The following is a 25,816-nucleotide window of genomic DNA, read 5'->3' on the forward strand; positions in this document are numbered from 1 at the left end:
TTGTTGGATATGCATCATGTTAGAAAACTCAAAGGTTTAGATAAAAAGAAACCTTGGGAAAAACTCATGATTGCAAGACAACGTAAAACCATTGCACTCTGTAAGAGTTGCCATAAATTGACTGACATTGGAAAACAAGACTGATACTTTAGTGGAGAGCCGGATACGCGGAGACGTGTACGTCCGGTTCGGGGGCGAGTGCTTGGAAACCTACCATAGTAATATGGAAAGGCGCTGGGTGCTTAGCCTACAGAACCTGAGGGTATACGAACGCCTGAACAAGATACCGTCATCCTCGGGGACGCTCAAGGGGTTGCAGAAACGCCGGGAGAACCTCAAAGCCACACTCAGGGACCTGTTTGCCAGGATGCAGGCGCGCCGTGACGACGCCACCGATTTCAAGGAAATGGGTATCGACCACCTGTTTGTGGACGAGTCGGCGGAGTTCAAGAACCTTCGTTACGACACACGCTACCGCTACGTCTCCGGTTTGGGCGACCCGCAGGGCAGCCAGCGCGCGCTGAACCTGCTGTATGCCGTGCGTACGATGCAACAGCGCAGGGGCAGCGACCTGTGCGCCACCTTCCTGAGCGGTACGACCATCAGCAACTCGCTGGTGGAGCTGTACCTGATCTTCAAGTACCTGCCGGAACTCGCCCATTTCTACATGGAGATCTGCGCTTACCATACCTCCAAGGACATCGGTCTGGACAAGCCGGAAAACAATGTAGCGCTCCACACGACGCGCCCTACGCCCGAGCAGGATGCTTTCCAGCAAAAACTCATCGAATTCGCAAGGAGCGGCGACGGGAAGCTGATCGGGCGCCCGGGGCTGATGTACGACAAAAAGGATTCTGGGCGTATGCTGGTGGTCACCGACCTGGCCCGCAAGGCGGCGCTGGATATGCGTCTGATCGATGCGGAAAAATACCACGACCACCCCGACAACAAGCTCTCACAGGCCGCCTGCAAGATAGCGGATTATTACCATGCCTACCGGGAGCGGCGTGCTACACAATTTGTGTTCTGTGATATAGGCACTTACAAGCCCGGGAAGGATGATGAATGGAACCTGTACTCGGAGTTGAAGCGCAAGCTGGTGGAGGAGCACCGCATCCCGTGCCATGAGGTGCGCTTTATCCAGGAGGCGGGGAACATCAGGCAGTGCGCGGCGATGATATCGGACTTCAAACAGGGCGCAATACGGGTACTGATGGGCCATACCAAGAGCCTGGGCACGGGTATCGACGCCCCGGACCGTGCGGTGGCCACCCATAACCTGGACATTCCCTGGACGCCGAAGGATCTGGAGCAGCGCGGGGGACGTGCCGCCCGCAAAGGCAATAAGGTCGCCAAGCTTCATGCAGGTAACAAGGTCGATACTATCATCTATGCCTCCGGCAGCAGCCTGGATACCTATAAGTTTAACCTGCTGCAGAACAAGCAGGCCTTTATCACGCAGCTCAAGACCAACACGGCCGGCAAGCGCATTATCGACGAAGGGGCCATGGACGAGGACGGGGTGATGAATTATTCGGAGTATGTAGCCATCCTCTCCGGCAATACCGACCTGCTGGAAAAGGTGAAGCTGGAACGTAAGGTAGGCGTCCTGGAAAGCCAGCAGAAGAGCTACAGCAGGCAGCAGGAGCATGCCGGATGGACCCTGAAATACAACCTGGAGGAACTGGCTAAGAAGCAGGAGCGGCTCGAAGGGATCGAAAAAGACCTCTCTGTGGTGGAGACCTGCCTGGCAAGGGACGAAAACGGCCACAGGCCGAACCCCCTTATGCTGGACGGCTTCGAAGGCGGCGCTTCACCTGCACAGGCAGGGGAAAGGCTCCTTGCTATCGGCGACAGCACGGACACAAAAGGGGAATACCTGCGTATCGGCTCGCTGCTGGGCTTCGAGCTGGAGGTCAGGACCCTGGCCACGGATTACGGGAGCAAGTACAACCGCTTTTATATCCGTGGGGCCTGCCGCTACAGTTATAACAACGGTGCCCTGGCGCAGGACCCGGAGCTTGCCGCCACGAACTTTATCCGTGCGCTGGATAAGATCCACAGCCTGATCCCTGCGCTCAGGACGGAGATCGCTGCCCTGGAAAAGGATAACGCCGTGCTGGAAGAGATCACCTCCACCCCGTGGAAGAAAGCGGGCGAGCTGAACCGCCTCAGGACGGAACTCTCCGCCCTGGAGCGCAGGATACAGGATGCCCTGAAGGATATCGAAGAGGGCCGGGATAAGCAGGATAAAAAAGAAAAGCAAAAAGAAGAAGCCAAAGTGGATGAAGCCGCGGTTGTCGAATGCTGAAACACACCAAAGGACGGATGTAAAGCAAAAACCAACAATCGTTTTAAATCAATCAAAGACAAACAAACCATCTTAAAAAAAATATGGACAGATATATGGAAATACCAAAGTTACAAGAGTACGGTGTGGTACTGACAAAAGAAAATCTGGAGTATATAGGAAAACTAAAAGAACGGTATGAGCTTTTCAAGCCCTTCGGGGAGTTGGTACCGTTGGCCGATGTGGTATATACCGGTGGAAAATATACCTGCCGTGGATTTATTATCGCCCTGTGCATGGCCGGGACATTGATCTGCCCCAGGAAACTGCCGTCGGAGGACAAATACAGGTTCCACCTGCCCAATCCCTACCGTCACCGGCACCTGGAGTACTATGAGTCCCGGTTGCGGCAACCCGGCAGGGTAGGTGTCCTCTCGGAGAAGAAGCTCAAAGCATGGATAACCTACCTCCTGGCGGAAGAACAGGAGAAAAAAGAGGCTGCCGCCCGTATCATCCGCCGGGAAGAAGACTACAGGGACGAACTTAAAAAACTGGGGCCTATGGTCAGATGGGAGAATATGAATAAAGCGATAATAGAAAGGAACAACCTGCGGTTTGCCGTCTATTTCAACCCCGGCAGGATCAGCACAGAGTTAACCCTGGTAAAAGATTATGGTATCACCCTGCCTGTTTTCCTGGATATGACAGGCTACCGTGCAGGAACTTCAGAGAAGAAGAATGAAACAAATAAAAAAGATGAAACCGATGAAACCGAAAGGATATAATTTCAGGCAAAGCGATGTCGGGAACTGGGCTGCATACCATAATGAGACCATTCTCTGCGGCAGTTACCCCACGCAGGAAGATGCCGTTATCGCCCTTGCCGGCTATATCCGGGAGGCCAGGCTACACGAGGCGTTATTGCAGAGGGGAGTAGCGGAAGAAAAGCTCTTATTCAAGAACTACGGGGAGTTACGGGAGATAGAAAAACAACTGGACGAGCGGGGTTCATTGACGGATTCCGGAGAATCGCCGTAAGGGCTCAAAAGATGCACTCAAGAATATGCTATCCGCTTCTTCACAAGGCAAGCTATTGCAGCGCTTCCGCGGACCGTTCAAGGTCTGCCCTGCCGGGCGTTTGCGCACAAATCTCCACCGCTCGCCCTATTGGGCTCGGGTCGTATTTATACGCAAAACCTTGCCGCGGCCGCCGCGCCGCAAGCTTTTTCGCCTTATGAAGAAACGGATGCCCCTAATGGGTTTCTGTAAAAATAATTATTCATTTTAAAACGATAATGAGTTATGGAAACAGCTATTCAACCGGCAGCAGTAAAAACACCCTTGCCGGAAATCAAAGCGGTTCTGGGGAGCCATTTCCCCTCCACGCGTTTCCGGTACAGCCTGGTATGCAAGGACGGGTATCGCCGCATTATTATTTCCTACCTGGACGGGGCATCGCTCACCCGTGTCAAAAATGCCCTCCGGGGCTTTAACCTTCCGGCCCATCCGTCGATGCACAGGCCGCGCACCGAAGTCGTTGTCGAAAGGGATATGAGCGACCGTGTCCGCGGCCTGCTGCTCAGTGAGATCAAATCGGTGTTCGGTTTACAGGTCCTGCCGCGGGAAAGCGACCCTTTCAGCCCTATCGGCGGCACAGTGGGCGACTATATGCGGAAAATCTTCCATATGCGCGATTTTGAATAACGGATAATTTTTAAATCAGAAACAAATGAAATCAGAAATGATAGCATCGGGTATGGTCTTGACCTTTGAACCCCGTAGTGATATTGAATATGTTGTCCTGAACTTGTATGAGGACGGGGTGATGCTGGAGCGTACTACCTGCCGTGAAGAAGGCTCCAACCGTCATAAATGCGGTTACGGGCACTTTGAGCATTCCCAGGCCAAATATATCCGTACGATGGACGAAAAGGAACTGTCCCGCTACCAAAACGGCGATGCGTCCTGCGATATAGAAAAAGGCATCTACCGGGTTAAAAACAATATCGATACCCTGCTGGAGCAACCCGCTGTCAGCGAAAATGAAGTCATCCGCGTCCTTGAAATACGCTGGAACGGGTATAAAACGCCCCGGGGGGAGCAATATAACCTGGATGTGATCTACGAGAAGTTCGGGAAAGAGGATAGCGGCCGCCTGGCATTCTATAGCCAGGATAAAACGGAGTGTATCCGCTGGTTCCGGGATAATTTCCATAAAATCGATATATACCAATGGGCGCAGGAAGAGTTAAGACAGGGGTAAGGACCAAAAAACTGACGGTGCCCCGTTGGCAGGCGGATCTGTTTATTTCGCTTTTCCACGCGGACGGCGGCGACGGGTTCAGCGACGCTGAAATAGAAGAAGCCGCGCAGATCATCAATGAAGAACACCTCCTGTCGCTGGTTTCGGTCTGCGAACCGCAGGACGGGGAATGCACCCTCGAATTTAGAACGAAGTAAACCATGTATTAAACCAAACTAAAAAATAATATGAAAAATTCAAACGATACGGTTCACGTTCACGCTAAAAAAACTGATGATATCTACCGCCAAAACGGTTATAAAGACCGCCGGGATTATTTGAAGTCTGTCGCTGGGCAGTACGGCACGGACAGGATGGTGGTAGGCAGTATGGCCGAGCCGCTGGGCGAAACGGAAGATTTCGACGGGCTTATCAGCGCCCTGGAAGATTTTCCCTTGCTGTAAAAATGTGATGTATAAAGGAAACAAAAAAGGTATGGAAAAGTTACGGTTAAACACGCTGTCCATCGAGGTTACCCGCAGGTGCAATATGTCCTGCGGGCATTGCATGAGAGGGGATGCGCAGGATATGGATATCCGCCATAAGGATATCCGTAATGTATTGAAGCACATTCGCTCTATCGGGTATTTCAATATCACCGGCGGTGAGCTTTCCCTGAATGTCAAAGCCATCCGGTATATCTTAAAACAGGTAAAGCGCTTCGAAATTGAGGTCTATCATTTTTACATTGTCACCAACGGCAGTGAAAGCTCCCTGTCCGCCGGCTTTATCAACACCTGCTGCTCCCTTTATGATTACCAGCAGGAAAAGGATATGCGGGGCAGCCTGCGTATGCTGGAAATGAGCGACGATCGCTACCATGACCACAGGCTGCATAAGAAAGTGATTGACAAACTGGAGGGATATCCATTTTTCGGGCTCCGGGGACAAGCCGGCACTATCTTCCTGTACAGGGAAGGCCGCAGCCAAAGTGGCAATGCGAATCCCGTAAGGCCTCTTTACCTCTGTGAGGGCAACCGTCTGGAAGGGTGTGTCTACCTGAATGCCGGAGGCATGGTATTAAGCAACGGTGATCTAAGCTACTTCAGGCAAACAGAAAATGAGCTGTGCCGTTCGGGAAGTTTTTGGAGCTATGTAAAACATCGTGTGGAGAAATATTAAACTAAAATATTGAGTTTTGAGTATATGTAATCGATGTCTATATAGATCAAAAGAATACACCTGTTGCTGTTGTAAGTTGTAAAGTAATAGCTATAAAAAAAACAGAAACAGAAAATAGAAAATAGCAAAAAAGGAAGCCTGCGGTACCTGTGAAGTGGGCTTCCTGTATTTAATAACCCTTTAATTGAATCATTATGTCAGAGTACGCGATCAGGAAATCCGATGGGAAAGAGATTTACATCGGTTCATGTGAAGATATGTCCTGCCTCAGGTATGAGGACAGGAATAAGGTAACCCCCGGGCCTTGCAGCCTGGATACGGCGGTGACGCAGGACCTGTACTGGCGGCTTCCCGTGCCGGATGAAGACGGCATCCTCCCGGGGGACTATAGCGGCAGCGCCTGTTACCGGAAAGACGAAAAGCGCGGCTTTTCCTATATCCACCACGAGGCGCTGCTGGATAACGACCCCGAAACTTTTGGGGAGCTTACCGCCTCCCCCGGCTTGTTCCAACTGTCCAAAGACGCCCTGGGACTGGTGCTGTCGGTCACATGTTACCATGGCCTTAAGCTCAACGAAACGGACGGCGAAACACGTTTCGGCTGGAGCGGCAGAAAGGACGCCCTGTGCCTGTGCGGGGTAAAGAACGCGGCGGATGAGATGAAGGCGCTTTATACCTGCGTGGCTTGTGATAAGATGTGGAGCTGCTCCTTCCGGGATATACAGCGCCTGGTCAGGAACCAGGAGGTGAAAAAACGCCTGTTCGTCCTCTGCTCGGAATACTGGGAAGAGAGGAACCCCGGCAAAGACTACCCGGATGCCATGACCCGGATCACGGAGGGGAAGGCAACAGTAAGCCTGAAGCGGTGGACCAACCCCTTCGGTGACAGGTATGCCGTCAGCATCGACACCGCGGACGACGGGCAAACGGATTATTTCAAGACGCTGGAAAGCGCCTTTGACTGCTATATGGGATATTAATAGTTAAATACAAACAGACAGATTAACAACCAAAGATAAAAACGAAAAAAATGAAAAATATGGAAAAAGTAAAGATTCATTTTTCAAAGTATGTGGCTGGAGACCGAGAATATATAGCCGGCCTGCTGTTAAATGCTGTAAGCAGCCTGGTTGAATCCGAGGAGGATTTTTTGGAAGCCATCAGGCAGGTTGTCCGGTATTATGAAGAGCGGACAGGCTACTATTCCGTACTGGCAGTCAGCAAGGACGATATACGCTATAAGGGATTTAATCCGGACAGGCTGGGCCCTGAGGAGATGCGCCGCTTCGAAGACGAATTTGCAAATAATGATTTCCTGATGGACACATATTGGTATATCGTGGAGCAGGTATCAGAAGAACTGGAGCTGCCGGAACTGCGGACGGAGATAGACGGTATATATGCTGCCTATAAGGAAGAAAACGGACGTGAGCCCCTGTATGCTGAAATCCGGTTGGAAGACAAGGGTTATAACAACCTGCCCCGGCCGGTGACGGTGAAGCTGACAGAAGATGTCGATGAACAGGAGGACGAACATATCTACATGTCCTTTTCCGGCTTTGAGGAACTCAGGCAATGGCTGTTCTCACTGGAAGGGGATAAAAACAGCGAAGATGCCTGGTGTTACGACAGCCCGGAGCAGCGGATCGTATTTACGGATAAGCTATGCCCGGATGAAATCTAAAAGAGGCGGATCGATGAACCTTAATAATGTATCGGTATTTATCCTGCCGCTATGCCGTTTCTCATTGGAGGAATCGCAGGGCTTTTCCCTGGACGAACTCAACGGTCTTTCCCTGGTGGGGAAGGCCACCAAATACAGATTCCCCGACTTTATGGAGGACATCAACGATAACCTGCTCGTGGACAATGCCAATAACTGGATTGTCATGCGTGAAGAACAACCACAAAATATAAACACATAAAAAAAATAAAAAAAATGAAAGTAATTTGCACCCGGTGCGGCAGCGCCGAAGTAACATGCGAGGCATGGATAAACCCGAATGAAGCGGAAACAAAAGAAGCATTGGACCATTTTTCAGACGATAGCTTTAACTATGGGTATTGTCCGGCTTGCGACCGGTTTGCCGGTTTGACAGATGTGGATGAAACCAGAAAAGATATAGAAGAAAAATATCTTGCATATAAAGAACAATCAGGTCAGGAACCCAATGCGGCCCGGTGTGAAATAACGTATCGCAGTTCAGGGAATGGTACGGAGGAAGTCCTTATAAAAATCGCATGTGACGGTAATGGAAATAAAAACTATTTTCCATTTTGTGAGGATATAGTGGAACTAAAAGCCCTGTGTGATAGAACAGATAAAAACTTTATTGTGACGGAGGTTTACTGCTTTGAATAAATAATTTCCCTGTAAATAAATGTATAATTGAACCGCCGTTGTACTGAAAAGCACCGGCGGTTTTTCTAATTCATAGAACCTATGGCCCCTTTTGATTCTCCATATTGCAGGGTAACCCCACAACAATGGCTTCAGGATTTTCTGGACACGGTTGATTTTGCCTCCCTCTTCCGGAAAATGGAGGAAACGGGAGCATACCGTAAAAGGAATCCGGATTGGCAGCGCCCTGTGGTTCTGTACGGCATCCGTAAAAAACACAAGTGGATTAAAAAAGACGAGATAGCGGTCGTCATCGACCTGATGCCCTGGCAGCAGCGGGCAAGGATGGCGGAGACACACTGGTATAAGGTTCTCTATAAACGCCCTGCGACCGATTTGGAGTGGGAAGAGATGAAAAAGGAGAATTCCATAAAGAGATACCGGATATGGCCTTACTTTATCGAAAAAGGCTGGACTGCCGATAAGATAATCTCCCATATCGTGCAGGACGACTCGGAAGGATACGGACTGGATACAACGAAGCTTATCAAAGCATTTGAAGGATACTACGGGCATAAAATACGTATTTACAAACAAGAACCGGCAATGCAATTAAAGATATTCCAATGACAACCAGGTATATATGCAGCCTGTCCCACGGCAAGGACAGTTTGGCAATGTGCCTGATGCTTATCGAGAAGGGATACCCATTGGATGAAGCCGTCTTTTTTAATACCGGCATGGAGTTCAGGGCTTTATATGATATGCGGGATAAGGCGCTTCCCATACTGTGGGCCAACGGCATCAAATATACCGAGCTGCATCCCGAAACACCTTTCCTGTATTCGATGCTGGAGAGGCCGGTAAAGAAACGCGGGACAAATGAGATCCACAAGTACGGTTATTCGTGGTGCGGGGGGCCCTGCCGCTGGGGCACCAGCGAGAAGCTGCGTGTGTTGCGCAAATACATAGGCCCCGAGAATTTCTTTTATGTGGGCCTTGCCCGGGACGAGCCAAAGCGGTTCGAAAAGGAATGGTATCCCCACCGTATCCTTCCCCTGAACGATTGGGGCATCACCGAAGCGGAGGCCCTGGCCTACTGCTATGAAAGGGGTTTCGACTGGCGGGAAGAGGGTATCGCCCTGTATTCGATACTGGACAGGGTCAGCTGCTGGAACTGCGGCAATAAGAATTTAAAAGAGTTATACAATATGTACCGCTACCTTCCCGAATATTGGCAGAAGCTGAAAGAGCTGCAATCAATGACCGGCCGTCCCTACAGGCGCAAGACCGGTGAAACGATCTTCGACCTGGAGGAACGCTTTAAGCGGAAAGCCCCGGTTGACAATTCCAGAATACCTGTATATGATGAATTCCAATGAAAAACAGCATAAGATGATGTCGACAGGAAAAGAATACGTTCAAGGTATAACGCGGACAATGGAATATATCCGCTATAACTACCATCATACCGACGGGGCGGTGTTCCGCTGTACAATGCCGGTATTGGAAGAATGCCGCAGGGAAAGGGACCGCCGGATAGAAAAAGGCTACCTGCCGGGTGACAGGCAGATTGTATATGACAGGCAGTCAGGGGAACGCCTGTTTGTATTGAATACGAATATAAAAGGCTATGCCGTATTGATAGAAGTAGCGACAGCGCGTATCCTGCCTGTCCGGCGCGGGCTCTTCTTCCAAAAGTATGGTCTTTCCGGCAGTGGCAAGCGGGCGGAACTATATGGCCCTGCCGAAGCCTACCACCTGATGCTGAAAGCCTACCACCTGCATTTCAGTAATAAAAGAAATAAGAAAATAAGAAAGAACCACTAACAGAATATCCACATTAACACACATTCCCATTATGAACGACAACAAAAAGAAAACACTGGCCTTTAGCGGCCACCGTATGAACCGTATCCGTATTGGAAAAGAAGAACTGTCGGCCCTTATACAGGCAGCCATTATCCATTTTTACCTCCAAGGTTACCGGATATTCCTATCAGGTATGGCAGAAGGCCTGGATATGCTTGCAGCGGAAGAAGTATTGAAAGCAAAGGAGTACTATCCGGATATTAAGCTTCATTGTATTATCCCTTTTAAGGGTCAGGCCAATAGGATGGGCACGGAGGATAAAGCCCGCTACGAGTCTATCCTCTCAGGGGCAGACAATGAAATATGCCTGAGCGAGAAATATTATGAGGGCTGCTTCTTAAGGCGCAATGACTACCTGGTGGAAAACTCTTCACAGGTAGTCGCTTATTACGACAATGTACCCCAAGGCGGTACACATTATACCGTAAGGAATGCACACAAAAGAGGCATTGAAGTCTTTAACCTGTTTGGGCGGGAACTGGAATACCACCATTTCTACCAGGACGAACTGCTGATGGGCTGGGGCCGGTCATTGTTCAATGTCAGGGCAGTATCTTATGAACAGGCCGTCGAGTCTATACGCTTACTCGGATTCCGGGATGTATATGAACTCGACGAGCATCCCCTTGTTGCTTACGACTCTTTTGAATACCTGCTTGAAACCAATACCCCGGTAAGTCCGGAAGGCAATAAAGGACAGGCGACAATAGAATACCTTAAATGCGATTCATTGAAGACAGCTGTATTCTCCAATGCAGATACCAGAATAGCGGAAGAAAGTCAAAATACAATCCGGGAACTGGCCTGCCTTCTGTCCGAAAAGAAGCTGGCGGACGAATTGGATATGCTTCCCTCCGGACTCAGGGATAAAAACAATCCGGGAAAATATGCGGAGGCCTATCAGGAGAAATACGACGGATATTTAAAAAACTATATGGAATTGTTGTCAAAGCTCTGAATGGAACGGCCAATAACAACTTCCTGTAAACAATAGCCGGAGAACACTAAGCCAAATAAATAATCTACAAAACCAAAAGATATAAAAATATAAAAGCAATAAAATTATGGGAAAACATATACTGACACCCGGATTTGCGAATATCCCTGTCCGGGACCTGCCCATATGGGTAAAAGTATTTAAGGAAGAAGGCATTACTTCGGCAGTGGAGATCCAAAAGGAACTGACATTGATCGACGATTTGCTGACCCTTCAGAAGAGCCAGTCCCTGCTAAAAAGGAAAAGACGCCTGAAAGACCAGTTGGAAGACCGTATAGGCGCGGAACTGGGACTAAAGCCCACTTTGTCATCGGGTAAAACAAAAAACAAAAGTGAAATAATGAAACAAGCTAAAGTGAAACAGATATGAAAAAGATAGATTACAACAAACATGTGTGGGAAGGCTGGACCGTGCGGGGCTTTATCGATGAGCTGCAACCATCCGTTGCAATGATAATGAATAACCGGAGCCGGCAAGAGCCATTCCAAACCAGGCAGGAAGTCAAAATCTGGTGTATGGATAACCAGCCCTATTACAAGAAATACATTCCCGGGGTAGTGGACCACTTCTGCCGGGAGTATAATATCACAAACTGATATAACAGGCTCGATCCGCAAAACGGGAACAATGGATGCGTTTCCCGGGAATCCGGGCTGCTGTAAACTTGTATCCATTATCAGGCGGAAGTCTGTTGTGACCTGAACCGTTGCAGCAGGCTTTCCCCGTTTTTATCAAATAGTAACAACCTCAAAAAGTAAAAGCAATGAAAATCGAATTAAAGAATATCAAACATTTTTATGCGCTGACAGATGAAACGAACGCTTTCTCTGCGAAGCTCTATGTAAACGGAGTCTATACAGCGGACTGTTCGGATACGGGTAAAGGCGGCTGTATAGACATCCGTGCTGTAAAAGGTAGAGAAACGCTACTGAAACAAGCCGGAGAATATACAAAGAGCCTGCCTCCTGTAAAGGCCGGATTTGATCCTGAACTGGATATGGACCTCGAACTTTATATCGGGCTATTGGTCGAAACTGATATTGAAGACCGGGAATTGAAAAAAGCCATCAAAAAGCTGGAGGCTCAAAATATCGTGTTCGGCAAAAGCAGGAAAGAACCCGAATATACCTGGTTTACCACTAAAGGCGGCAAGAAGGTGGACATCTCTGTTATGCTGTCACGTGCGGATACACAGGAGATGTTGGCCGCCCGCGTCGCTAAACTGCAAGGGGAAGGCAACCGGATATTCAATACCAATATACCGGATGAAATCCTCAATGCTGCCATAGCGGATAATAAACAAGGTAAGAATCCAAAATAATAAGTGGGAAATTATATAAAATATGAGGATATGGAAATAACGAATGCATTCTGGGACTTTATAGAAGAATACCTTCCGGGTTATTACCAGCGGGAGGATGTGTTAAGGCATTCTAACCTACAGCTGTTGGTCGATGGCCATGAGTCTGCAATAACCGGCCTGTCGAAAGAAGAGGCCGGAGAAGAGTTAAATAAGCTGACCGATGGCTTCTGCCGGGAAGCCATCGGTGCTTATATGGAAACAAGGAAGGTGCCAGGATAAAGGAAACAATAATTGTCCCGGTAAAGCAAATTCATCTCCTGCCGGGAATAAAATCTTTCATAATAGATTGTGTTCTTGTTAAAATGTGTCCGTCCCGGGTTGATATCCAAGATCAGCCGTCTACAGGCTGTTTTTCCACTACCGGCCTCCGCGTCCCTCTTATTGCTTCCGGGCGGCGGAGCCTATAATCCCATACGAATGTAAATATATTAACGTTTATTTATATTTACAGACATTTCGCCTTCTTTTTTATAACACCGTTAAACCCGGCCGGCATTGTATGTAGTAGTGATCCGGAAGGAATATTCCACCGCTTTCATTTTATTTCATCGGGCAAAGCTACGTCCGGGCCACCTGGTGGGTGGACAAGGCCCGGCCCCTGACGGGGTTTTGAAAGAAATCTCCACCCTCGCCCTGTGGGGCTCGGGTCGTATTTCTTTCAAAAGCCTTGCCTCCACCGCCCGTCCGTGTTGTTTGCCGCTGAAATTTAAAATGAAAACGGCTATGGAAAATGTAAAAGGTAAAAAGGGTTATAAGGTGACGGTCGCCGTCATCTGGTTGTTGCTGGTTGGGTTTACCGTGCTGATGGCGGTACAGTTTATCGAAGCGGTTTCCACACATACATTGCTTATAACAGGGGGTATTATCCTTTCGTGGAGAATCTGGAAATTCCTGTTCAAATTGGTATTGCTGCTGTTACAGATAGCGATCTTTTTCTATGTCATCTATCTGCTGATCGTATGATATTACTAATCATATAATATAAACCAAGATGAAAGAAGATTTAATGTTTTGCAGTATGGGCAACGGCATCACAATATGTGACCATAACCGGGAGGAGCACAGCGATTATAAAAGGGTCGCCCATATCGGTTATAGCCGGAATATCACTTATTATGATAAAAAACTGTCGCGGGAAGCTGTAGCCTGTATCGAACGGTTTAGTAAGTATAGTAATTTTTCGGCTTCACAGACACAGCTTTATCCGGTATTGAAACCTGTCGAATTTTCAAAGACCGACGTACAGGAACTCAAATTGATATTCAGCGAAATACTTGGTTTCAAGTTTAAAGAGGTGAATATCGAAGTTGCAAGTTGTCCGGATATGGGACATATTATCGTATTAACAAATAAAGAATCATGTATGTTTCTTTCTGAATATTACCGGTATATGAAAACAGAGTTTAAGGATGGTGTCCATCATTGGATATTTACCATGTACGATAAAGCAAATACGAATTACTAACACTATAAAACCATAAAGCAATGAAAACATCTGAATTACTTAAACGTATCGAAGAGGCATTCGAAAAGAAACTGGAAGAGAAGACCGGCTGGGGCCGTAAGGAGCTGCTAAGCGCGTACCGCTCGGCGGTCAACGAGGTACTGCTGGAAATCGCTGACAAGGCAGTAAAAGAGGAGGGTAAGGAAAATGAATAAAACAGACAGGCAGACAAGGGTAGTAAACATCAGGAACGAAGCGTATGATGTATATATCGGCCGTGTGTGCCGCGGCCAGGACGGGTATTTCGGCAACCCGTTCACTTTGGAGCATGGGGCCGCCCGTGGCTCTACATTGGAACGCTACCGAAAATATTTCTACGGCAGGCTGCAATCCGACCCCGGGTTTAAACAAAGGATACATGCGCTCAAAGGCAGGACGTTAGGCTGCTTTTGTAAACCCAATCCCTGCCACGGGGATATTATTAAGGAATACCTGGATTCACAGGAATGATCCATTATAAGAATATTACACATTAAGAAATTATAAATTAAAAAAGCACCTATTATGGAAACAGAAACATTTAGCGGCTGGTACAATTACTTATTTTCAGAGATAGAAAGACAGCTTTCGGATCTTACCGGCTGGACAGGCGTCCCTTCAGCACATATAAACGGCCCCTGCCTGAAAATAGAGGTAGAAAAGTATACCGAGATCGTCTGTATAGACGGGCAAGTAAGGCTTTTGGACAGCAACGGGTACCATTACAGCCTGAGTGCTATCGGCTTTGACGAATTATGCCTGCTGGCCGACAGGCTCTATAAAATAGACCCCAATGCCGCCGGTGCTGTGGAACGCCCCGTGCGTATCCTGACAGGGCACGGCATCGACCTGTCGGACTTCCCGAGCTTTTCCGTTACGGGCGATGTGGAAGGCATGCGCCTGATTTACGGCAAAGGCGCGTTGCTGGTCCGGTTCGGGAAAAATATCTACCATGTGAGCGCCGATCCCGGAATCTATTTTAAACATTCGCAAGATATGGATGACTGGATATGGTAAATGACAAAAAAACAACCGAAGAGAAGTCCGGGCAGCCAACCCCCGGGCTTTCTTGATTTATACACATCATATTATACATTATATATTGATATATTATGGAATACTTTCCTGTGATAACAATGAGTCCTGACACCTGCGCTGCCATCCGGCAGGCCTTTGCAGAAAATATGGATGAAGAGTACGATCTTATCTATACGGATTATAATGACAACTTCAACCGTTCGGGGGAAACGATCCAGAAATGCCTGGATGCGAACAGCGACGAAGCCCTGTACGATACCCAATGGGAGCACGATGCCCGGCGCGAGGGCAGCGAGTACGCACTGGAGAAGCTACAGGATAAGATACTGTCCGATGATACATACGAATTCCTGCATCCCTTTATTGATGATTGGCTGGAGCAGGATGGTAATAAGCAAGCCATGCTCGAAGCCATCGAAGAACGTGGCACCGGCAATCCCTATAAGGAGATGCTTTCGCGCAGCCGTATCCGCGCCAGGGCTACCCTCCATACCAATTATGACTGCCTGCCCCGTAACTACGATATGGGCAATACCTACTGTTATGATGGATATATAAAGGACATCGTCGATGTATTGTTCCTGAACCCTGCCAAGGTAAAGCAGGCATTCATAGGGAAAGGTATCGGCGCCATAGGCCGCTGGCCGGATAAGAAGGCCCGTAACGGCAGGGAAGCCGTGCGTTATGAGGACCTGGCCACAGAGCTGTTGAACCAGTGTTGCTACGGGCTGCTGGCCTTTATGGGCCTGATGCCTTTGTCAGACCTGTATGAGCATAATTTCGCGGCATATAAAACAATCGTCGTTCCCAAAGGCAACCTCTGCGGGATGTTCAATGACTGGAACGGCGGCGGCTCGCTGATGGAGATGGAGTTGCTGCGTGACTTATGTATCCCTGTCACATTCCCGAGGAAAACACAATATGACCGCTGCGAACTGTACGTAGATGAACCCGGGAGCGGCAACGGCTACTGCATCGATGAAGTATACGGGCTTATCCCCTCGGTATGGGGAAAAGAGTTCCGCCTGGTTTATAAATAATACCGGCCAATAAACACCCGGATAACATACGGACATGGAAAACATAAAACTTAAACTCATTGAAGGGGAGCACCTGACAGCCACCGAACGGAGAGCGGTACAGGCGATGCTGCAGAATAATTGGACCACAGCACATAATCAACCGTATACGAAAAGCTACCGGATCACCCGCCTGACAGGCCTGGACTTCGACCTGGAAATAGGTACGATAGCGGTTTGGGCAATCGGGGATATAGCCAAATGGCGGTATTACATGTATAAAATCGGATATAAGAAATGACAGGCTACCGGCAAGCAAAATAAAACAGCATACCGCCAGTCGGTCACAGAAGTATTAATGGCAATAGCCGGTAAAACAATAGAAAATGACTAACCCATCATTTATCTTATCATGAAATTTAAGAATATGAATGAAGCCATAAGGTATATCAGAGAAACCCTTGGTATACAGGAACTGCAGTACAGTTGCGGGCCGTATTCCTACGGGCAGAAAGGCAACATAAGGCTGATCGCTGAATATAATAAGCACGGTATAGAAGTCAGGCAGGAAGAGTGGGATCCGGATAAAAGCGATGAAATGAAAATGATAGAAGTGAATAATTCCCAAATTGCTAAAATAGCCTTTTCTAAATTATATCAAGAGGAAAAGAAAGATTCCGCCCTCCGGCTTGCATGCACTATCCTTAGCGGTGATAGTATAAAACTGGGGATCGGCGATACCGACTGGGAAATCGAGATTGCATTTAATTATTGCGGAGCACAGTTATCTATCGGAAGGAGATATATGGCGACATTCAGGTTTAAAGGGACTACTACTATACCCGAAGGCCATTATGAAAGCCTTGTCCGGGAATTTTACGATTAAATAATTATAAAACAGGTATATAGGAGAGCAGCTGAAAAGTTGCTCTTTCCTCATTTATAACAATATATACGGGAAAGAACATGGAACCAGGAAAAGAAATCGGCATGGCTATGGTAACCGGATTGATGGAAGAAAGTTATTCACTAACCTGTGTTGATTACAGGGATAGCCTTGAAAATAGCCTCGATACCATTGAAAAATGCCTTGAGGCTAAAAATAGCGATGCATTATATGAAGATGTAGGCGAATGGTATTATGACCAGATGGGGGCATCGGTCAGGGATATCATGAAAAATCTCAAAAAAGAATTAGTAAGTCTCGGTTATAAGAGATGGGAAGCTGAAAAATTCTTTGAAGAGAACGAAGATGAAATAAAAGAAACTATTTACAGCCGGGACGATTCCGATCCGCTGAAAGGCCTGCTCCGGAATACCGGTAAGATTCCCGTCCGTATCGAACTGATCTCCAATTATGATTGTATAAACTCGCATTGGCTGGAATCATCCGGAGGATATAGCTACGAAGAATCCTACTTCGGGGATATGGCCGATGCGCTGAACCTGAATCCACGTAAAATAAAAAAGATCCTGGACAAACACGGGGAAACCGTAACCGGGCATTTCCCTGATAAACGGTCCCGGAATGGAAAAGAGCAGGTCAGCTATGAACAATTTTATGAAGAACTGATAAACTCAACCTGCGGAGCCAACCTGCTTACCTATGCCGCTACTATCGATATCGGAAAATTATACGGATCAAACTTTAGCCTTACAGAGATAATCATTCCCAAAGGGAATAAATGCGGATTATACAGCTCTATGCAGGGCGGAGGGAGCTTGATGGAGATGGAGCTGACAGAAGATGTGAAACTGCGCCTTTCGCCGGAAGATTATCCCTATTTCCGTCTTGAACTGGAAAAGCCGGGAAGAGGATATGACTATTCCATAAAACAAGTCTACGGTGTATGTAATTCCTTCTTCGGCAAACCGTTTGACATACCACCCCAACCGGCAATGCCCCAACATACATAATCCCTTTATTTATTTACAAATAACTAAGAATATACTATAATGGCATCAATAACAATACATTCCATCAAAACGATAAACAACGGTTGCTCCAACGGCTTCCGGTTCGATATACAGGATTACCGCCAACTGGGAGATAAAAACCTGTCCAAGACAATTACCATAGACGAAAATAAGCTGATCAAAGCCACCCTGTACTTCCGGGATGAGATTATCGATCACCGGGAAACAGGGCAAAGAATCCCTGTCCTGAATGTTTCCATCTGGACAAAATCCGGAGAATCAACGATGTGGAGTTCCGGGTTGGGGAAATTCCATCATTACAGGGATAAAAAAGTTTCCCGCCGTGATATGTCCGTACTGCAAAAAATCACAGAAGACATCACCGATGATTTTATAAAAAGCATGGCTGTAGATAACATTGATGACAGCATACTCAGTGTGCTGGATAGTTCATCCGGCATTATTAGCCATGAAGTTGGTACCGGTAAATCCGAAACAACAAAAGAATAATCATTAAAAGAATAATCGAAAATCTCTAAAATCAGTTCACAATGAGAATCCAAATAAATTACAGAAGCCAAAAGGTTGCAATTTATTGTACCGCTTACCGTCAGAACCGTACCAGCCTTTACCTGGACGGTATATGTAAATAGTATCGATCCATGCTTGCGACAGCTCGGATTGCAGTTTTTTCCATTGGAAAAGGCGGATAGTATTATGGCCTGGATGCAAAAATACATGACAGTGACCGAATTGGCGATAAGGCAACGGGCCAGAAGCCTGATAGCTGACCTGGCTGTAGGGGAGATGTTCTGCATTGAAGCGGGAGGAATCCTGTATTTGTACCGGGGAAACGGTCAGTGTATTTATTTTTATGCTATACACGGAAAAGAATATACTGAAACATTCAAGGAAGATCTGGAAGTGTACCCCTGTACCGATATTCCGGTAACGGAAATAAAAGTGAGATTACACCATACGATTAGAGATATCTATCTGGAAGTCTGGCAATCCGAAACCATCAACAAAAAGACCTTATGGCTTGGCAGATATACTTACGGTCCGCATTTATGGTATTACCTGTCCGATGCACCATACGGATATTGTGAACCGGTTTGTCACATCAATCCGTCGATAGAATTTATTTGCTGTGATAAGGATTGGAAAGAAGTATTGCGTGATTCAAACAATGCTGTCAGGCATTCCAACCGGTTCCCGTCACTTGAAGAACTTTGCAGGAAAGAATGGGCTAAAATCAAAGATAAATATCCGGATACAACCAAAGACTGCATTTGTGACTGGCTGGATGCCAAAATGCCCGAAGATGTATCGTACGATGATAAAATCAACTGGAGATCGCACCGCTACGCGATAATCGATCCGGATAATATCATAGAGGGGTTGGATTGGATAAAGCGGGTAAGCCATCCGGCTATCAAAACAGAAACCATCCACTCGTTCCAATTTATGCATGAAACCTATAAAATCGTGCGTATAGCCAAAAAGCATTTATTGTGTGATGCCCTCTGGTGGGAATATATTGCCGTCTGCCCCGATTCCGGCGGGAACTATGCCTGCTGGTATGCGTATGAATATGATACAATAAACACCAACCGCATAGGACAATAATGCAACTAAATTTTAAGTAAATCATTCAAAACAGGCAGTGCCGGAAGAGGTGCTGCCTGCTGTTTTTATAAACCCGAAAACAAGATATAAGATGAAGTTGGAAATTGAAAGGCTGAGTATCGAAATTACCAGAAGATGTAATATGCGATGTTCCCATTGTTTACGTGGGAGTAGCCAAAACATAGACATAAAAACGGAATATATCGAAAACATTCTGCGGCATAGCAAACGGGTGGGGCATCTGACTATAACAGGAGGTGAACCCTCAATGAATGTTTCCGCTATAAAATTTATCCTAACCCGATTGAAACGCCGTAAGATACAGGTTGACGGATTTTATATCGTTACCAATGGCTCCAAAACCTCCATGTCCGGTGATTTTATTGAAATATGTAAAAAACTCTATGCCTGTCAAAACAATGAATCCTGTCCGGAAGAATGGGATTGCATGCTTGAAATAAGCAATGACAGGTTCCATGATTGTACTTACCGGGATGAAGTTTATGAAAAGCTTTCCACATACCCGTTTTTCTCTAACCGCTACAGGTTGTCGAATACAGGAGGTGTCCCCCTGCTCAGGCAAGGACGCTCGAAAGAAGGATTCGAACCGATACTGAATACAATCGGCCTTGATGATGAAGGCCTCAATGGAGATGTATATCTGAATGCTTTGGGATATCTGGTTAAAAGCTGCAATCTCAGTTACCGGAACCAGCAGAAACATATTATCTGCCACTCCAAAGACTTTATAAACTATCTAAAATTAACTCAAATAAAAAATAAAAAAAATGAAAACAAAAAGATTCTGTCCCTGGTGCGGACGTCCGTTGTGTAAGTCAACAGAGAAACACTTTTACTTCCAGTGTTACAATTGCGATAAAGATTTCACCAAAGCGGAAGTATTGCGGAAAGCGGATATGGCGCAGGTAAAAAAGCTCCGGAACCGTTCTATATTAGGCGACCTTTGGCGCGGGGAATACCCCCATAGCCATAAAAGATCTTATCCGCGAAAGAAAAAGAATTATCAGCGCAATAATTCAACAAACAATAAATATACGATCAGTAGCCTGATTGCATTGAACGGCAGTTACCATTATGAACACGAAGTTATGCAGTCCGATGTGGATATGGCGAATTCTTATGTAAACAGGATTGAAAGCACCCGGTCGGATAAGCAGCCCCGCAATGGGGATATTATCCGTTTGACGACACGGGACGGGGATTACTACCCGCAGGCCCATCTGGAGAAGCTCTGCCGCGACGGGTTCTCCGTATGTGAACGGCCATATATCCCGTTCGTATACCCTTCCCCGACAAAAAACGGCATCGTCTGTGACACCAGCGGCGGCGCCTGGCTCAGCATCCCTCCCAAAGCGTTGAAATATACAGGTAAAGAAGAAAAATACTTCAAAGACTGGGGCTGGCGTGGCGCCAGGGGCAACGGCTCGGTTTGTTTTAAGGCGGAGGTCAGCGTCTGGGAATATACGGCCCCTGATCCGCTCTTCGGTCATTACAGTACAAAAGACTGGCGCCGGGTATACCTTATGAAAAACGAAAATGACAAAGAGGATGGTTACCTCTACTATGGCGGTGGGCTGGCTTTTCAGGACAGGCAGCAGCTGGATGAATATATCCGCCTGTTCAACGGCAGGCTCTATCCGGGCTATCAGCCTGAGCGCTATGTACTGTGGTGTTACTTCGAAGAAAAGAGGATATTATCAGAAAAAGACTGGCATGCCCTGGAGCTGCCCGAAACAACATTCCGGACGAAGAATAACCACAGGGATAACCACCCGGTGAAAACCGGAGTGAATGACGCGCTGCATCTGGTTACCCTGTATTCAATATGTAAATAATATAACCATTAAATCATTAAATATCATAATTATGCTATACGTAATAGATACGGAAAATTTCAACGGGTGCATCGTTGCTAAAATGAATGACGATACATACATCAATTATACGGCGCTAAAACTGAGTACATATAAAATCAAGATGGGCTTGCCCGGTTTAGAAGCAGTAACAATAGAAGAGTTCGAAAAAATGCGGGAAGAATATATCGCCTGCTGCCAGACGGGTTTTACACCGGCCAAAGAAGAAGAGTTCTATGCCTGCATCAATGGATCAAAGATACGGCGTCATTTTTTAAGTAAAGAACTCAAATTTTTTTATCTGGATGGGGAAGAATCCGCTTTTGGCATCCATCCGCTTTATGTTTGCTATAAGGGAAAATACTATACGGCGCAGAAGGATATCAAATTACCCACCGGTGACATCCGTAGTTATATTGAAAACAGGAAAAGCATCAGCATACTAAGCCCCGATGATGCCGGGCACCATACAGGCTTATATAACTATATGCAGGAGCACGGCATCGGGGATATCATGGATTTCTTCGATACGGAGCCGGATAAAGCCAGGCTGGAGGGCATGGATATAGCCTTTATACAAGTCGAAGATAAGAGACAGCGGTACATTATTTATACGCATACGGAGGGCCTTTCGGATAAGCGCCTGTTGGAATTGATACTGGAACGTTTCTACAGCGATAATTTCCGGAGCTTTTTCGATAAGAAATGCCCTGTATGGAGTGACTATACAGACAAATGCATCGCCTATAGGGACGGTAAAGGCAGCCGGTATACGATCTGGCAATATAAATATTAGCCCCGGCGGATACTGTCACTATAAAAAAAATTGTATCTTCGCCCCCGTATTTATATTAATGTATAATAACACTAAAAAAGGTAAAAACGATGAAAGAACTGGTAGAAAAATTAAGCGGGCTGTTCACTGAATTTTCAAAGGAAGCTGCATCACAGGCCGAACAGGGAAATAAAGCAGCCGGACAACGGGCAAGAAAAGCCTCGCTTGAGATAGAGAAGGCGCTGAAAGAATTCCGCAAAATCTCAATATCCGAAGGTAAGAGTAAGTAAAATCCCGCTTATTATTAAAAAAAGAGTGAAAGAGTAATTTAAAACCGGTTACTCTTTTTTTATACTTATATATAAAACTTCCATTCATTTACAAAAAGCGCCGGTAACGCCGGGACGGTCACCGGCCACCAAATGTTCCCGTGGAGCGGGGATGTATCCGTTTCGATGCATCCCTGTTTTCCACGGGAAAGCCATTGTGGTTTAATTATAGCGCCTGACTATCTCCTGCAGGTTCTTTTTGAGCAGGTCGAAATACCCCGAAGGCTTCCTCTTCCTGCTGGCGATCTCTTCGAGTGTCGCGCTGTAATTGCCGAGTTTGACCTGGAAGATAAACTCGAATGCCGCGACGATCTCCTGCAATTGGGCCTTTCCCCTGTTCAGCGAGGATTGGATGGCGTATACCAGCTCTACCAGTGCCACGTAGGTATGCGTCCATTTGAGCCTTTTGGGTATGGCGATCCTGTATTCGCTGTGATTAAGTTTGAGTTCCATAACCTCCAGCTCCGTATCGATGATATGCACCAGGTAGCTGGCCATGCCTTGGCTCTCCCCACTGGTGGCCGCCTTGATTCCGGTATTGTAGCGCAGGCGCTTTAAAAAGCGCATGACCTGCGGCAGGTCAGCTTCCTCATTACAATACAGGGTGATTTCCCTTACCAGTTTGTCTAATATTTTGTGTGTTTCTGTATCTGCCGGCATCGAACCCGGATTCCCGAAAATACGGGCATGGTACCTGCCTATTTTATTCATCCGTTCCATATTTATAATGTGTATGAGTGAAAAAATACGGATTGCAGATACAGCGCTAAATATAGATAAAAAAAATAACATTTCCGAATAAATGCCTGTAAATCTGCATAAAGCATGCTTGCTACAGCCCTGCATACGGGAGAATCCAGCGGGGAAGCCTGTCCGCGGCTATAGGGAGTACCCCCGAGAGAGGTAAACATACAGTTACAGCCCCTGCGGGCGGCAGGATTTGGCGTCCGGAAACATACCGGGGCTTCAGGGCAAAGCCTGTGGTATGTATATCCTGTGTGATCAGGGTATGTACCCGCGGCGGACTGCCGTCGGATGGGCTATTTTTTATGCCTTGCGTATTTGTTAAAGATTAGGAGACGATAGGATAAAATTATATATCTGCAAACCTGAATGACTTAGGTCGCGGCTGTGCCGGGAGCGGATCTTCCTCTATAAGATGGCAAGCCTTGGGTAAAGGGCGCCTGCGTATCGGCAATGCCGGTTTTATATCCGGGATCTTACCGCAATACCACCCTGTTCCATCCCGCAGGAGCGATCCGCGGGACAAATCCCCAGGCGGCATTACGCCGGCAGCCCGGTACAGGCCTTTACTATATAATTCATCCAACAGGAAGGCGTAAGTTATTACAATAATTACGAAATACCTTTCCCCGGGGGGGATAATCCAGTTTGTCTTTTCTTTTTTTAACATTCGGTACGTCTTTCCCATGCCTTCTTTCCACTAAAAGTTATCCGTTTCCCGGCATTGTTGTAAGGGCTGCGTTTTCCCTGTCAAAGGCAAAGCTATCCGCGCCGCTTTACCGGAAATAAAAGGCTTCCCTTCCGGTTTTGGCAAAAATCTCCACCCCGCGGCTGCTGCCCCGTGGTCGTATTTTTGCCAAAAACCTTTGTATTTCCTTGCGCCGCGGGCTTTGAGGCCTTTGAAGGCAAAACGCCTGCCTGCAGATGGCGTTATAATATCCATTTAACACATACCGGATTATGAAGATCAACAGTAAACGGCTGGAAAAGACAGCCCAAAAATTCACCGCCCTGATGATCGGGCGTATCACCGAAGCCTCGCGGGACTGGACTAAGCCCTGGCTGGCAGTAAAGCGGAAGGACTACCTGCCCCGCAATATTACGGGACGGTTCTATAGCGGTGGCAATACCCTGATGCTGCTTATTTACTCGATGTATTACGATTTCCGCACCCCTGTCTTCCTGACCTTCCTGCAGGCAAGCAATCTTGGTATCCGCATCAACAAGGGGGCCCAGTCCTTCCCGGTGTACCATATCGCCTGGATGTATTACAATGCGCGGTTGCAGGAGCGTATCTCCATTGAAAAATATGAGCAGCTGCCTGAGATTGAGAAAGAGGGGTACCACAGGATCATGACACCCAAGTGCTATGATGTATTCAACCTGGACCAGACCGGTTACCACGAAAAGTACCCGCAGGAGTGGGCAGAGTTGCTCTGCCGCCATGAGCTGTCCCCGGAAGATAAACACCAGGGGAATTATACCAATGGCCTGCTCGATACGGTGATCGCCGGCCAGACCTGGGTATGCCCTATCCATGAAAGGCTGTCCAACAGGGCCTACTATTCCCCTGCGGAAGATAAGATCGTACTTCCTTACAGGACACAGTTCCCGGATGCAAAAGCCTTTTACGGTACGGCCCTGCATGAGATGAGCCATTCGACAGGCCATGAAAGCCGGCTGAACCGCATCAAAGGGGGCGCGGCCAAAGGTACGGACGACTACTCAAAAGAAGAACTCGTGGCCGAACTCTCCTCCGCGCTGATGGGCTACTACTTAGGGATAGAAACCACCATCCGTGAAGACCATGCCTGCTACCTGAGGTACTGGCTGGAGGCCCTGGAAAAAGACCACGGCTTTTTAATGGATGTGCTGGGGGATGTGGTGCAGTCCGTCAAGTATATGTGCGTGCGGTTGGAATTCAACCCGTTCGGGGAATCCGTACAACCGCAGCCGGATACGGTTACAGCTAAGCATCATAAAGAAGAAGTATTCAAAGACGAATTAGCTATTGTAGACTGATATGTACAGGGAATTGAGATGGCTGGTGAGAAGCTGTTACCGCCAAAGGCGCATCTGCGGCAGGGATAACTTCCTGCGGTTGGTTATCCGCGGGCCGCAGGGAAAGGTCATGCTGTCCTTCCACAGGAAGCCTCCGCGTCAGGCCCGGGAGCAACTGCGGCTCTATAACTTCCGGTGGAGCCGCAAGTACAGCTACTGGCACGCCTGGTTGAATAATGGCCGGCTGGAACAGGTAAAAAAGTTCTGCCGGCTGATCCGTAACGACAGGTTATAAGCGGGATTATAAGAGTATAAGTAAAACAATAAACGAAAGGATAAAAGTACAAAAAATTAAAAGCTAACTAAAAACTAAACTAAAAAGAAATATGGCAAATATATGCACCCATATAGCGGTTGTCTCCGCTACCGACAGGATTCTACCGGAGAAGGTAGTAAAGGAGATGACCGAACGTTTCGAGTGTTACTCGGATATTGAAACAGACAGCGGATGGTGCGAACTGGAATTCTGCAGCTGCGGCCCCTTCCCGTTAGAGGTGATGAAGGTGATAACGGATAAATATGCGGGAAAGAACCTGTACATACAGGTTGTCACCTACGAATTGGCCAATGAACTGGTCCAGCACCATATCTATGAACAGGGAAAGTGGACAGACAAGCTGGCGGAGAAATACCAAAACAATCCTGATACTAAAGGCTAA

41 protein-coding genes and 1 pseudogene are annotated in these 25,816 nt (G+C 47.2%); 38 read left to right on the top strand and 4 right to left on the bottom strand.

The annotated features are described in order from the left end of the window. From IR083_RS25015 to IR083_RS18345, 36 genes and pseudogenes are all read left to right on the top strand, one after another. The coding region (locus IR083_RS25015) for a hypothetical protein (protein WP_410492891.1) at positions 1–144 on the top strand (144 nt) is incomplete at its 5' end. Positions 145–223: 79 nt separating this feature from the next. Then, positions 224–2,311, top strand: a complete 2,088-nt coding sequence (locus IR083_RS18175; protein WP_194225362.1) for a helicase C-terminal domain-containing protein — start codon at positions 224–226, stop codon at positions 2,309–2,311. An 83-nt stretch (positions 2,312–2,394) separates the two neighbouring features. Beyond that, the gene (locus IR083_RS18180; protein WP_194225363.1) at positions 2,395–3,075 is read left to right on the top strand and encodes a hypothetical protein; all 681 of its coding nucleotides are present in this window, start codon (positions 2,395–2,397) and stop codon (positions 3,073–3,075) included. Beyond that, positions 3,047–3,328: a hypothetical protein gene (locus tag IR083_RS18185; RefSeq protein WP_206759865.1), complete on the top strand. Its 282-nt coding sequence runs from the start codon at positions 3,047–3,049 to the stop codon at positions 3,326–3,328. The genes IR083_RS18180 and IR083_RS18185 overlap by 29 nt, the downstream gene beginning before the upstream one ends. A 264-nt stretch (positions 3,329–3,592) precedes the next feature. Beyond that, on the top strand, positions 3,593–3,994 hold the full coding sequence (locus tag IR083_RS18190; RefSeq protein ID WP_194225365.1) for a hypothetical protein: 402 nt from the start codon (positions 3,593–3,595) through the stop codon (positions 3,992–3,994). Positions 3,995–4,019: 25 nt separating this feature from the next. Then, a complete protein-coding gene (locus IR083_RS18195; protein ID WP_194225366.1) occupies positions 4,020–4,553 on the top strand; it encodes a hypothetical protein in 534 nt (177 codons plus the stop codon). After that, positions 4,523–4,750 (top strand): hypothetical protein, encoded by a 228-nt coding sequence (locus IR083_RS18200; RefSeq protein WP_194225367.1) that lies wholly within the window; start codon positions 4,523–4,525, stop codon positions 4,748–4,750. Before IR083_RS18195 ends, IR083_RS18200 begins: the two co-directional genes overlap by 31 nt. A gap of 30 nt (positions 4,751–4,780) precedes the next feature. Further along, positions 4,781–4,996, top strand: coding sequence for an RNA polymerase (locus IR083_RS18205; RefSeq protein WP_194225368.1), 216 nt, complete (start codon positions 4,781–4,783; stop codon positions 4,994–4,996). A gap of 31 nt (positions 4,997–5,027) precedes the next feature. After that, positions 5,028–5,714 (top strand): radical SAM protein, encoded by a 687-nt coding sequence (locus tag IR083_RS18210; RefSeq protein WP_242052476.1) that lies wholly within the window; start codon positions 5,028–5,030, stop codon positions 5,712–5,714. 194 nt (positions 5,715–5,908) lie between these two features. Beyond that, a complete protein-coding gene (locus IR083_RS18215; protein ID WP_194225369.1) occupies positions 5,909–6,694 on the top strand; it encodes a hypothetical protein in 786 nt (261 codons plus the stop codon). A 59-nt stretch (positions 6,695–6,753) separates the two neighbouring features. Next, positions 6,754–7,398, top strand: a complete 645-nt coding sequence (locus IR083_RS18220; protein WP_194225370.1) for a hypothetical protein — start codon at positions 6,754–6,756, stop codon at positions 7,396–7,398. Continuing rightward, positions 7,388–7,639: a hypothetical protein gene (locus IR083_RS18225; RefSeq protein ID WP_194225371.1), complete on the top strand. Its 252-nt coding sequence runs from the start codon at positions 7,388–7,390 to the stop codon at positions 7,637–7,639. The genes IR083_RS18220 and IR083_RS18225 overlap by 11 nt, the downstream gene beginning before the upstream one ends. A 14-nt stretch (positions 7,640–7,653) precedes the next feature. Next, positions 7,654–8,076, top strand: a complete 423-nt coding sequence (locus IR083_RS18230; RefSeq protein WP_194225372.1) for a hypothetical protein — start codon at positions 7,654–7,656, stop codon at positions 8,074–8,076. Between the two features lie 81 nt (positions 8,077–8,157). Continuing rightward, positions 8,158–8,685: a hypothetical protein gene (locus IR083_RS18235; protein ID WP_194225373.1), complete on the top strand. Its 528-nt coding sequence runs from the start codon at positions 8,158–8,160 to the stop codon at positions 8,683–8,685. Beyond that, positions 8,682–9,437, top strand: a complete 756-nt coding sequence (locus tag IR083_RS18240; RefSeq protein ID WP_194225374.1) for a phosphoadenosine phosphosulfate reductase family protein — start codon at positions 8,682–8,684, stop codon at positions 9,435–9,437. The genes IR083_RS18235 and IR083_RS18240 overlap by 4 nt, the downstream gene beginning before the upstream one ends. Next, a complete protein-coding gene (locus IR083_RS18245) occupies positions 9,421–9,885 on the top strand; it encodes a DUF3873 family protein (protein WP_194225375.1) in 465 nt (154 codons plus the stop codon). Before IR083_RS18240 ends, IR083_RS18245 begins: the two co-directional genes overlap by 17 nt. A gap of 31 nt (positions 9,886–9,916) precedes the next feature. Beyond that, on the top strand, positions 9,917–10,885 hold the full coding sequence (locus tag IR083_RS18250) for an SLOG family protein (protein ID WP_194225376.1): 969 nt from the start codon (positions 9,917–9,919) through the stop codon (positions 10,883–10,885). A gap of 106 nt (positions 10,886–10,991) precedes the next feature. Continuing rightward, complete coding sequence (locus IR083_RS18255; RefSeq protein ID WP_194225377.1) at positions 10,992–11,294, top strand: hypothetical protein; 303 nt, start codon at positions 10,992–10,994, stop codon at positions 11,292–11,294. After that, positions 11,291–11,521, top strand: coding sequence for a hypothetical protein (locus IR083_RS18260; protein WP_194225378.1), 231 nt, complete (start codon positions 11,291–11,293; stop codon positions 11,519–11,521). Before IR083_RS18255 ends, IR083_RS18260 begins: the two co-directional genes overlap by 4 nt. A gap of 167 nt (positions 11,522–11,688) precedes the next feature. Then, positions 11,689–12,246, top strand: a complete 558-nt coding sequence (locus tag IR083_RS18265) for a hypothetical protein (protein ID WP_194225379.1) — start codon at positions 11,689–11,691, stop codon at positions 12,244–12,246. Between the two features lie 30 nt (positions 12,247–12,276). Then, on the top strand, positions 12,277–12,507 hold the full coding sequence (locus IR083_RS18270) for a hypothetical protein (protein ID WP_194225380.1): 231 nt from the start codon (positions 12,277–12,279) through the stop codon (positions 12,505–12,507). 276 nt (positions 12,508–12,783) lie between these two features. Then, positions 12,784–13,251, top strand: coding sequence for a hypothetical protein (locus tag IR083_RS18275; RefSeq protein ID WP_194225381.1), 468 nt, complete (start codon positions 12,784–12,786; stop codon positions 13,249–13,251). A 28-nt stretch (positions 13,252–13,279) separates the two neighbouring features. Beyond that, positions 13,280–13,753 carry a hypothetical protein gene (locus IR083_RS18280; protein ID WP_194225382.1) on the top strand — a complete coding sequence of 158 codons (474 nt, stop codon included), beginning with the start codon at positions 13,280–13,282 and terminating at the stop codon, positions 13,751–13,753. 20 nt (positions 13,754–13,773) lie between these two features. Continuing rightward, positions 13,774–13,947, top strand: coding sequence for a hypothetical protein (locus IR083_RS18285; protein ID WP_194225383.1), 174 nt, complete (start codon positions 13,774–13,776; stop codon positions 13,945–13,947). After that, positions 13,940–14,230 (top strand): annotated as a pseudogene (locus IR083_RS18290) (DUF4326 domain-containing protein); the annotation flags it as partial. The gene IR083_RS18285 and the pseudogene IR083_RS18290, both read left to right, overlap by 8 nt. Before the next feature lie 66 nt (positions 14,231–14,296). Further along, the gene (locus IR083_RS24695) at positions 14,297–14,788 is read left to right on the top strand and encodes a hypothetical protein (protein ID WP_242052477.1); all 492 of its coding nucleotides are present in this window, start codon (positions 14,297–14,299) and stop codon (positions 14,786–14,788) included. A gap of 95 nt (positions 14,789–14,883) precedes the next feature. Continuing rightward, a complete protein-coding gene (locus IR083_RS18300) occupies positions 14,884–15,849 on the top strand; it encodes a hypothetical protein (protein ID WP_194225385.1) in 966 nt (321 codons plus the stop codon). A 34-nt stretch (positions 15,850–15,883) separates the two neighbouring features. Next, on the top strand, positions 15,884–16,129 hold the full coding sequence (locus tag IR083_RS18305) for a hypothetical protein (RefSeq protein ID WP_194225386.1): 246 nt from the start codon (positions 15,884–15,886) through the stop codon (positions 16,127–16,129). A 126-nt stretch (positions 16,130–16,255) separates the two neighbouring features. Continuing rightward, the gene (locus tag IR083_RS18310) at positions 16,256–16,714 is read left to right on the top strand and encodes a hypothetical protein (RefSeq protein ID WP_206759866.1); all 459 of its coding nucleotides are present in this window, start codon (positions 16,256–16,258) and stop codon (positions 16,712–16,714) included. 80 nt (positions 16,715–16,794) lie between these two features. After that, positions 16,795–17,745 (top strand): hypothetical protein, encoded by a 951-nt coding sequence (locus IR083_RS18315; RefSeq protein WP_194225388.1) that lies wholly within the window; start codon positions 16,795–16,797, stop codon positions 17,743–17,745. Positions 17,746–17,784: 39 nt separating this feature from the next. Beyond that, the gene (locus IR083_RS18320) at positions 17,785–18,255 is read left to right on the top strand and encodes a hypothetical protein (RefSeq protein WP_194225389.1); all 471 of its coding nucleotides are present in this window, start codon (positions 17,785–17,787) and stop codon (positions 18,253–18,255) included. Positions 18,256–18,330: 75 nt separating this feature from the next. Beyond that, a complete protein-coding gene (locus IR083_RS18325) occupies positions 18,331–19,374 on the top strand; it encodes a hypothetical protein (protein ID WP_194225390.1) in 1,044 nt (347 codons plus the stop codon). 91 nt (positions 19,375–19,465) lie between these two features. Beyond that, positions 19,466–20,209 (top strand): radical SAM protein, encoded by a 744-nt coding sequence (locus IR083_RS18330; protein WP_194225391.1) that lies wholly within the window; start codon positions 19,466–19,468, stop codon positions 20,207–20,209. Further along, positions 20,163–21,230, top strand: coding sequence for a DUF4121 family protein (locus IR083_RS18335; RefSeq protein ID WP_194225392.1), 1,068 nt, complete (start codon positions 20,163–20,165; stop codon positions 21,228–21,230). The genes IR083_RS18330 and IR083_RS18335 overlap by 47 nt, the downstream gene beginning before the upstream one ends. 31 nt (positions 21,231–21,261) lie before the next feature. Next, entirely contained in the window at positions 21,262–22,044 is a 783-nt protein-coding gene (locus IR083_RS18340) for a hypothetical protein (protein ID WP_194225393.1), read from the top strand. Positions 22,045–22,133: 89 nt separating this feature from the next. Next, the gene (locus IR083_RS18345; protein ID WP_194225394.1) at positions 22,134–22,313 is read left to right on the top strand and encodes a histone H1; all 180 of its coding nucleotides are present in this window, start codon (positions 22,134–22,136) and stop codon (positions 22,311–22,313) included. Positions 22,314–22,514: 201 nt separating this feature from the next. Here the strand turns inward: IR083_RS18345 and IR083_RS18350 are convergent, their stop codons facing one another. From IR083_RS18350 to IR083_RS18360, 3 genes are all read right to left on the bottom strand, one after another. After that, positions 22,515–23,144 (bottom strand): RteC domain-containing protein, encoded by a 630-nt coding sequence (locus IR083_RS18350; protein ID WP_194225395.1) that lies wholly within the window; start codon positions 23,142–23,144, stop codon positions 22,515–22,517. A 301-nt stretch (positions 23,145–23,445) separates the two neighbouring features. Then, complete coding sequence (locus IR083_RS18355) at positions 23,446–23,766, bottom strand: hypothetical protein (protein WP_194225396.1); 321 nt, start codon at positions 23,764–23,766, stop codon at positions 23,446–23,448. A 30-nt stretch (positions 23,767–23,796) separates the two neighbouring features. After that, positions 23,797–24,039: a hypothetical protein gene (locus IR083_RS18360; RefSeq protein ID WP_194225397.1), complete on the bottom strand. Its 243-nt coding sequence runs from the start codon at positions 24,037–24,039 to the stop codon at positions 23,797–23,799. Positions 24,040–24,056: 17 nt separating this feature from the next. Between IR083_RS18360 and IR083_RS18365 the strand changes: the two genes are divergently transcribed. Beyond that, complete coding sequence (locus IR083_RS18365; protein WP_194225398.1) at positions 24,057–25,118, top strand: ArdC family protein; 1,062 nt, start codon at positions 24,057–24,059, stop codon at positions 25,116–25,118. On the opposite strand, the gene IR083_RS18370 is transcribed toward IR083_RS18365, so the two are convergent. Further along, positions 25,105–25,320, bottom strand: a complete 216-nt coding sequence (locus IR083_RS18370) for a hypothetical protein (protein ID WP_194225399.1) — start codon at positions 25,318–25,320, stop codon at positions 25,105–25,107. The two genes, IR083_RS18365 and IR083_RS18370, sit on opposite strands and share 14 nt — an antisense overlap. Before the next feature lie 163 nt (positions 25,321–25,483). On the opposite strand from IR083_RS18370, the gene IR083_RS18375 reads away from it, so the two are divergent. After that, complete coding sequence (locus tag IR083_RS18375; RefSeq protein ID WP_194225400.1) at positions 25,484–25,816, top strand: hypothetical protein; 333 nt, start codon at positions 25,484–25,486, stop codon at positions 25,814–25,816.

This window comes from Dysgonomonas sp. GY75 (assembly GCF_015234155.1).
GTDB lineage: Bacteria > Bacteroidota > Bacteroidia > Bacteroidales > Dysgonomonadaceae > Dysgonomonas > Dysgonomonas gadei.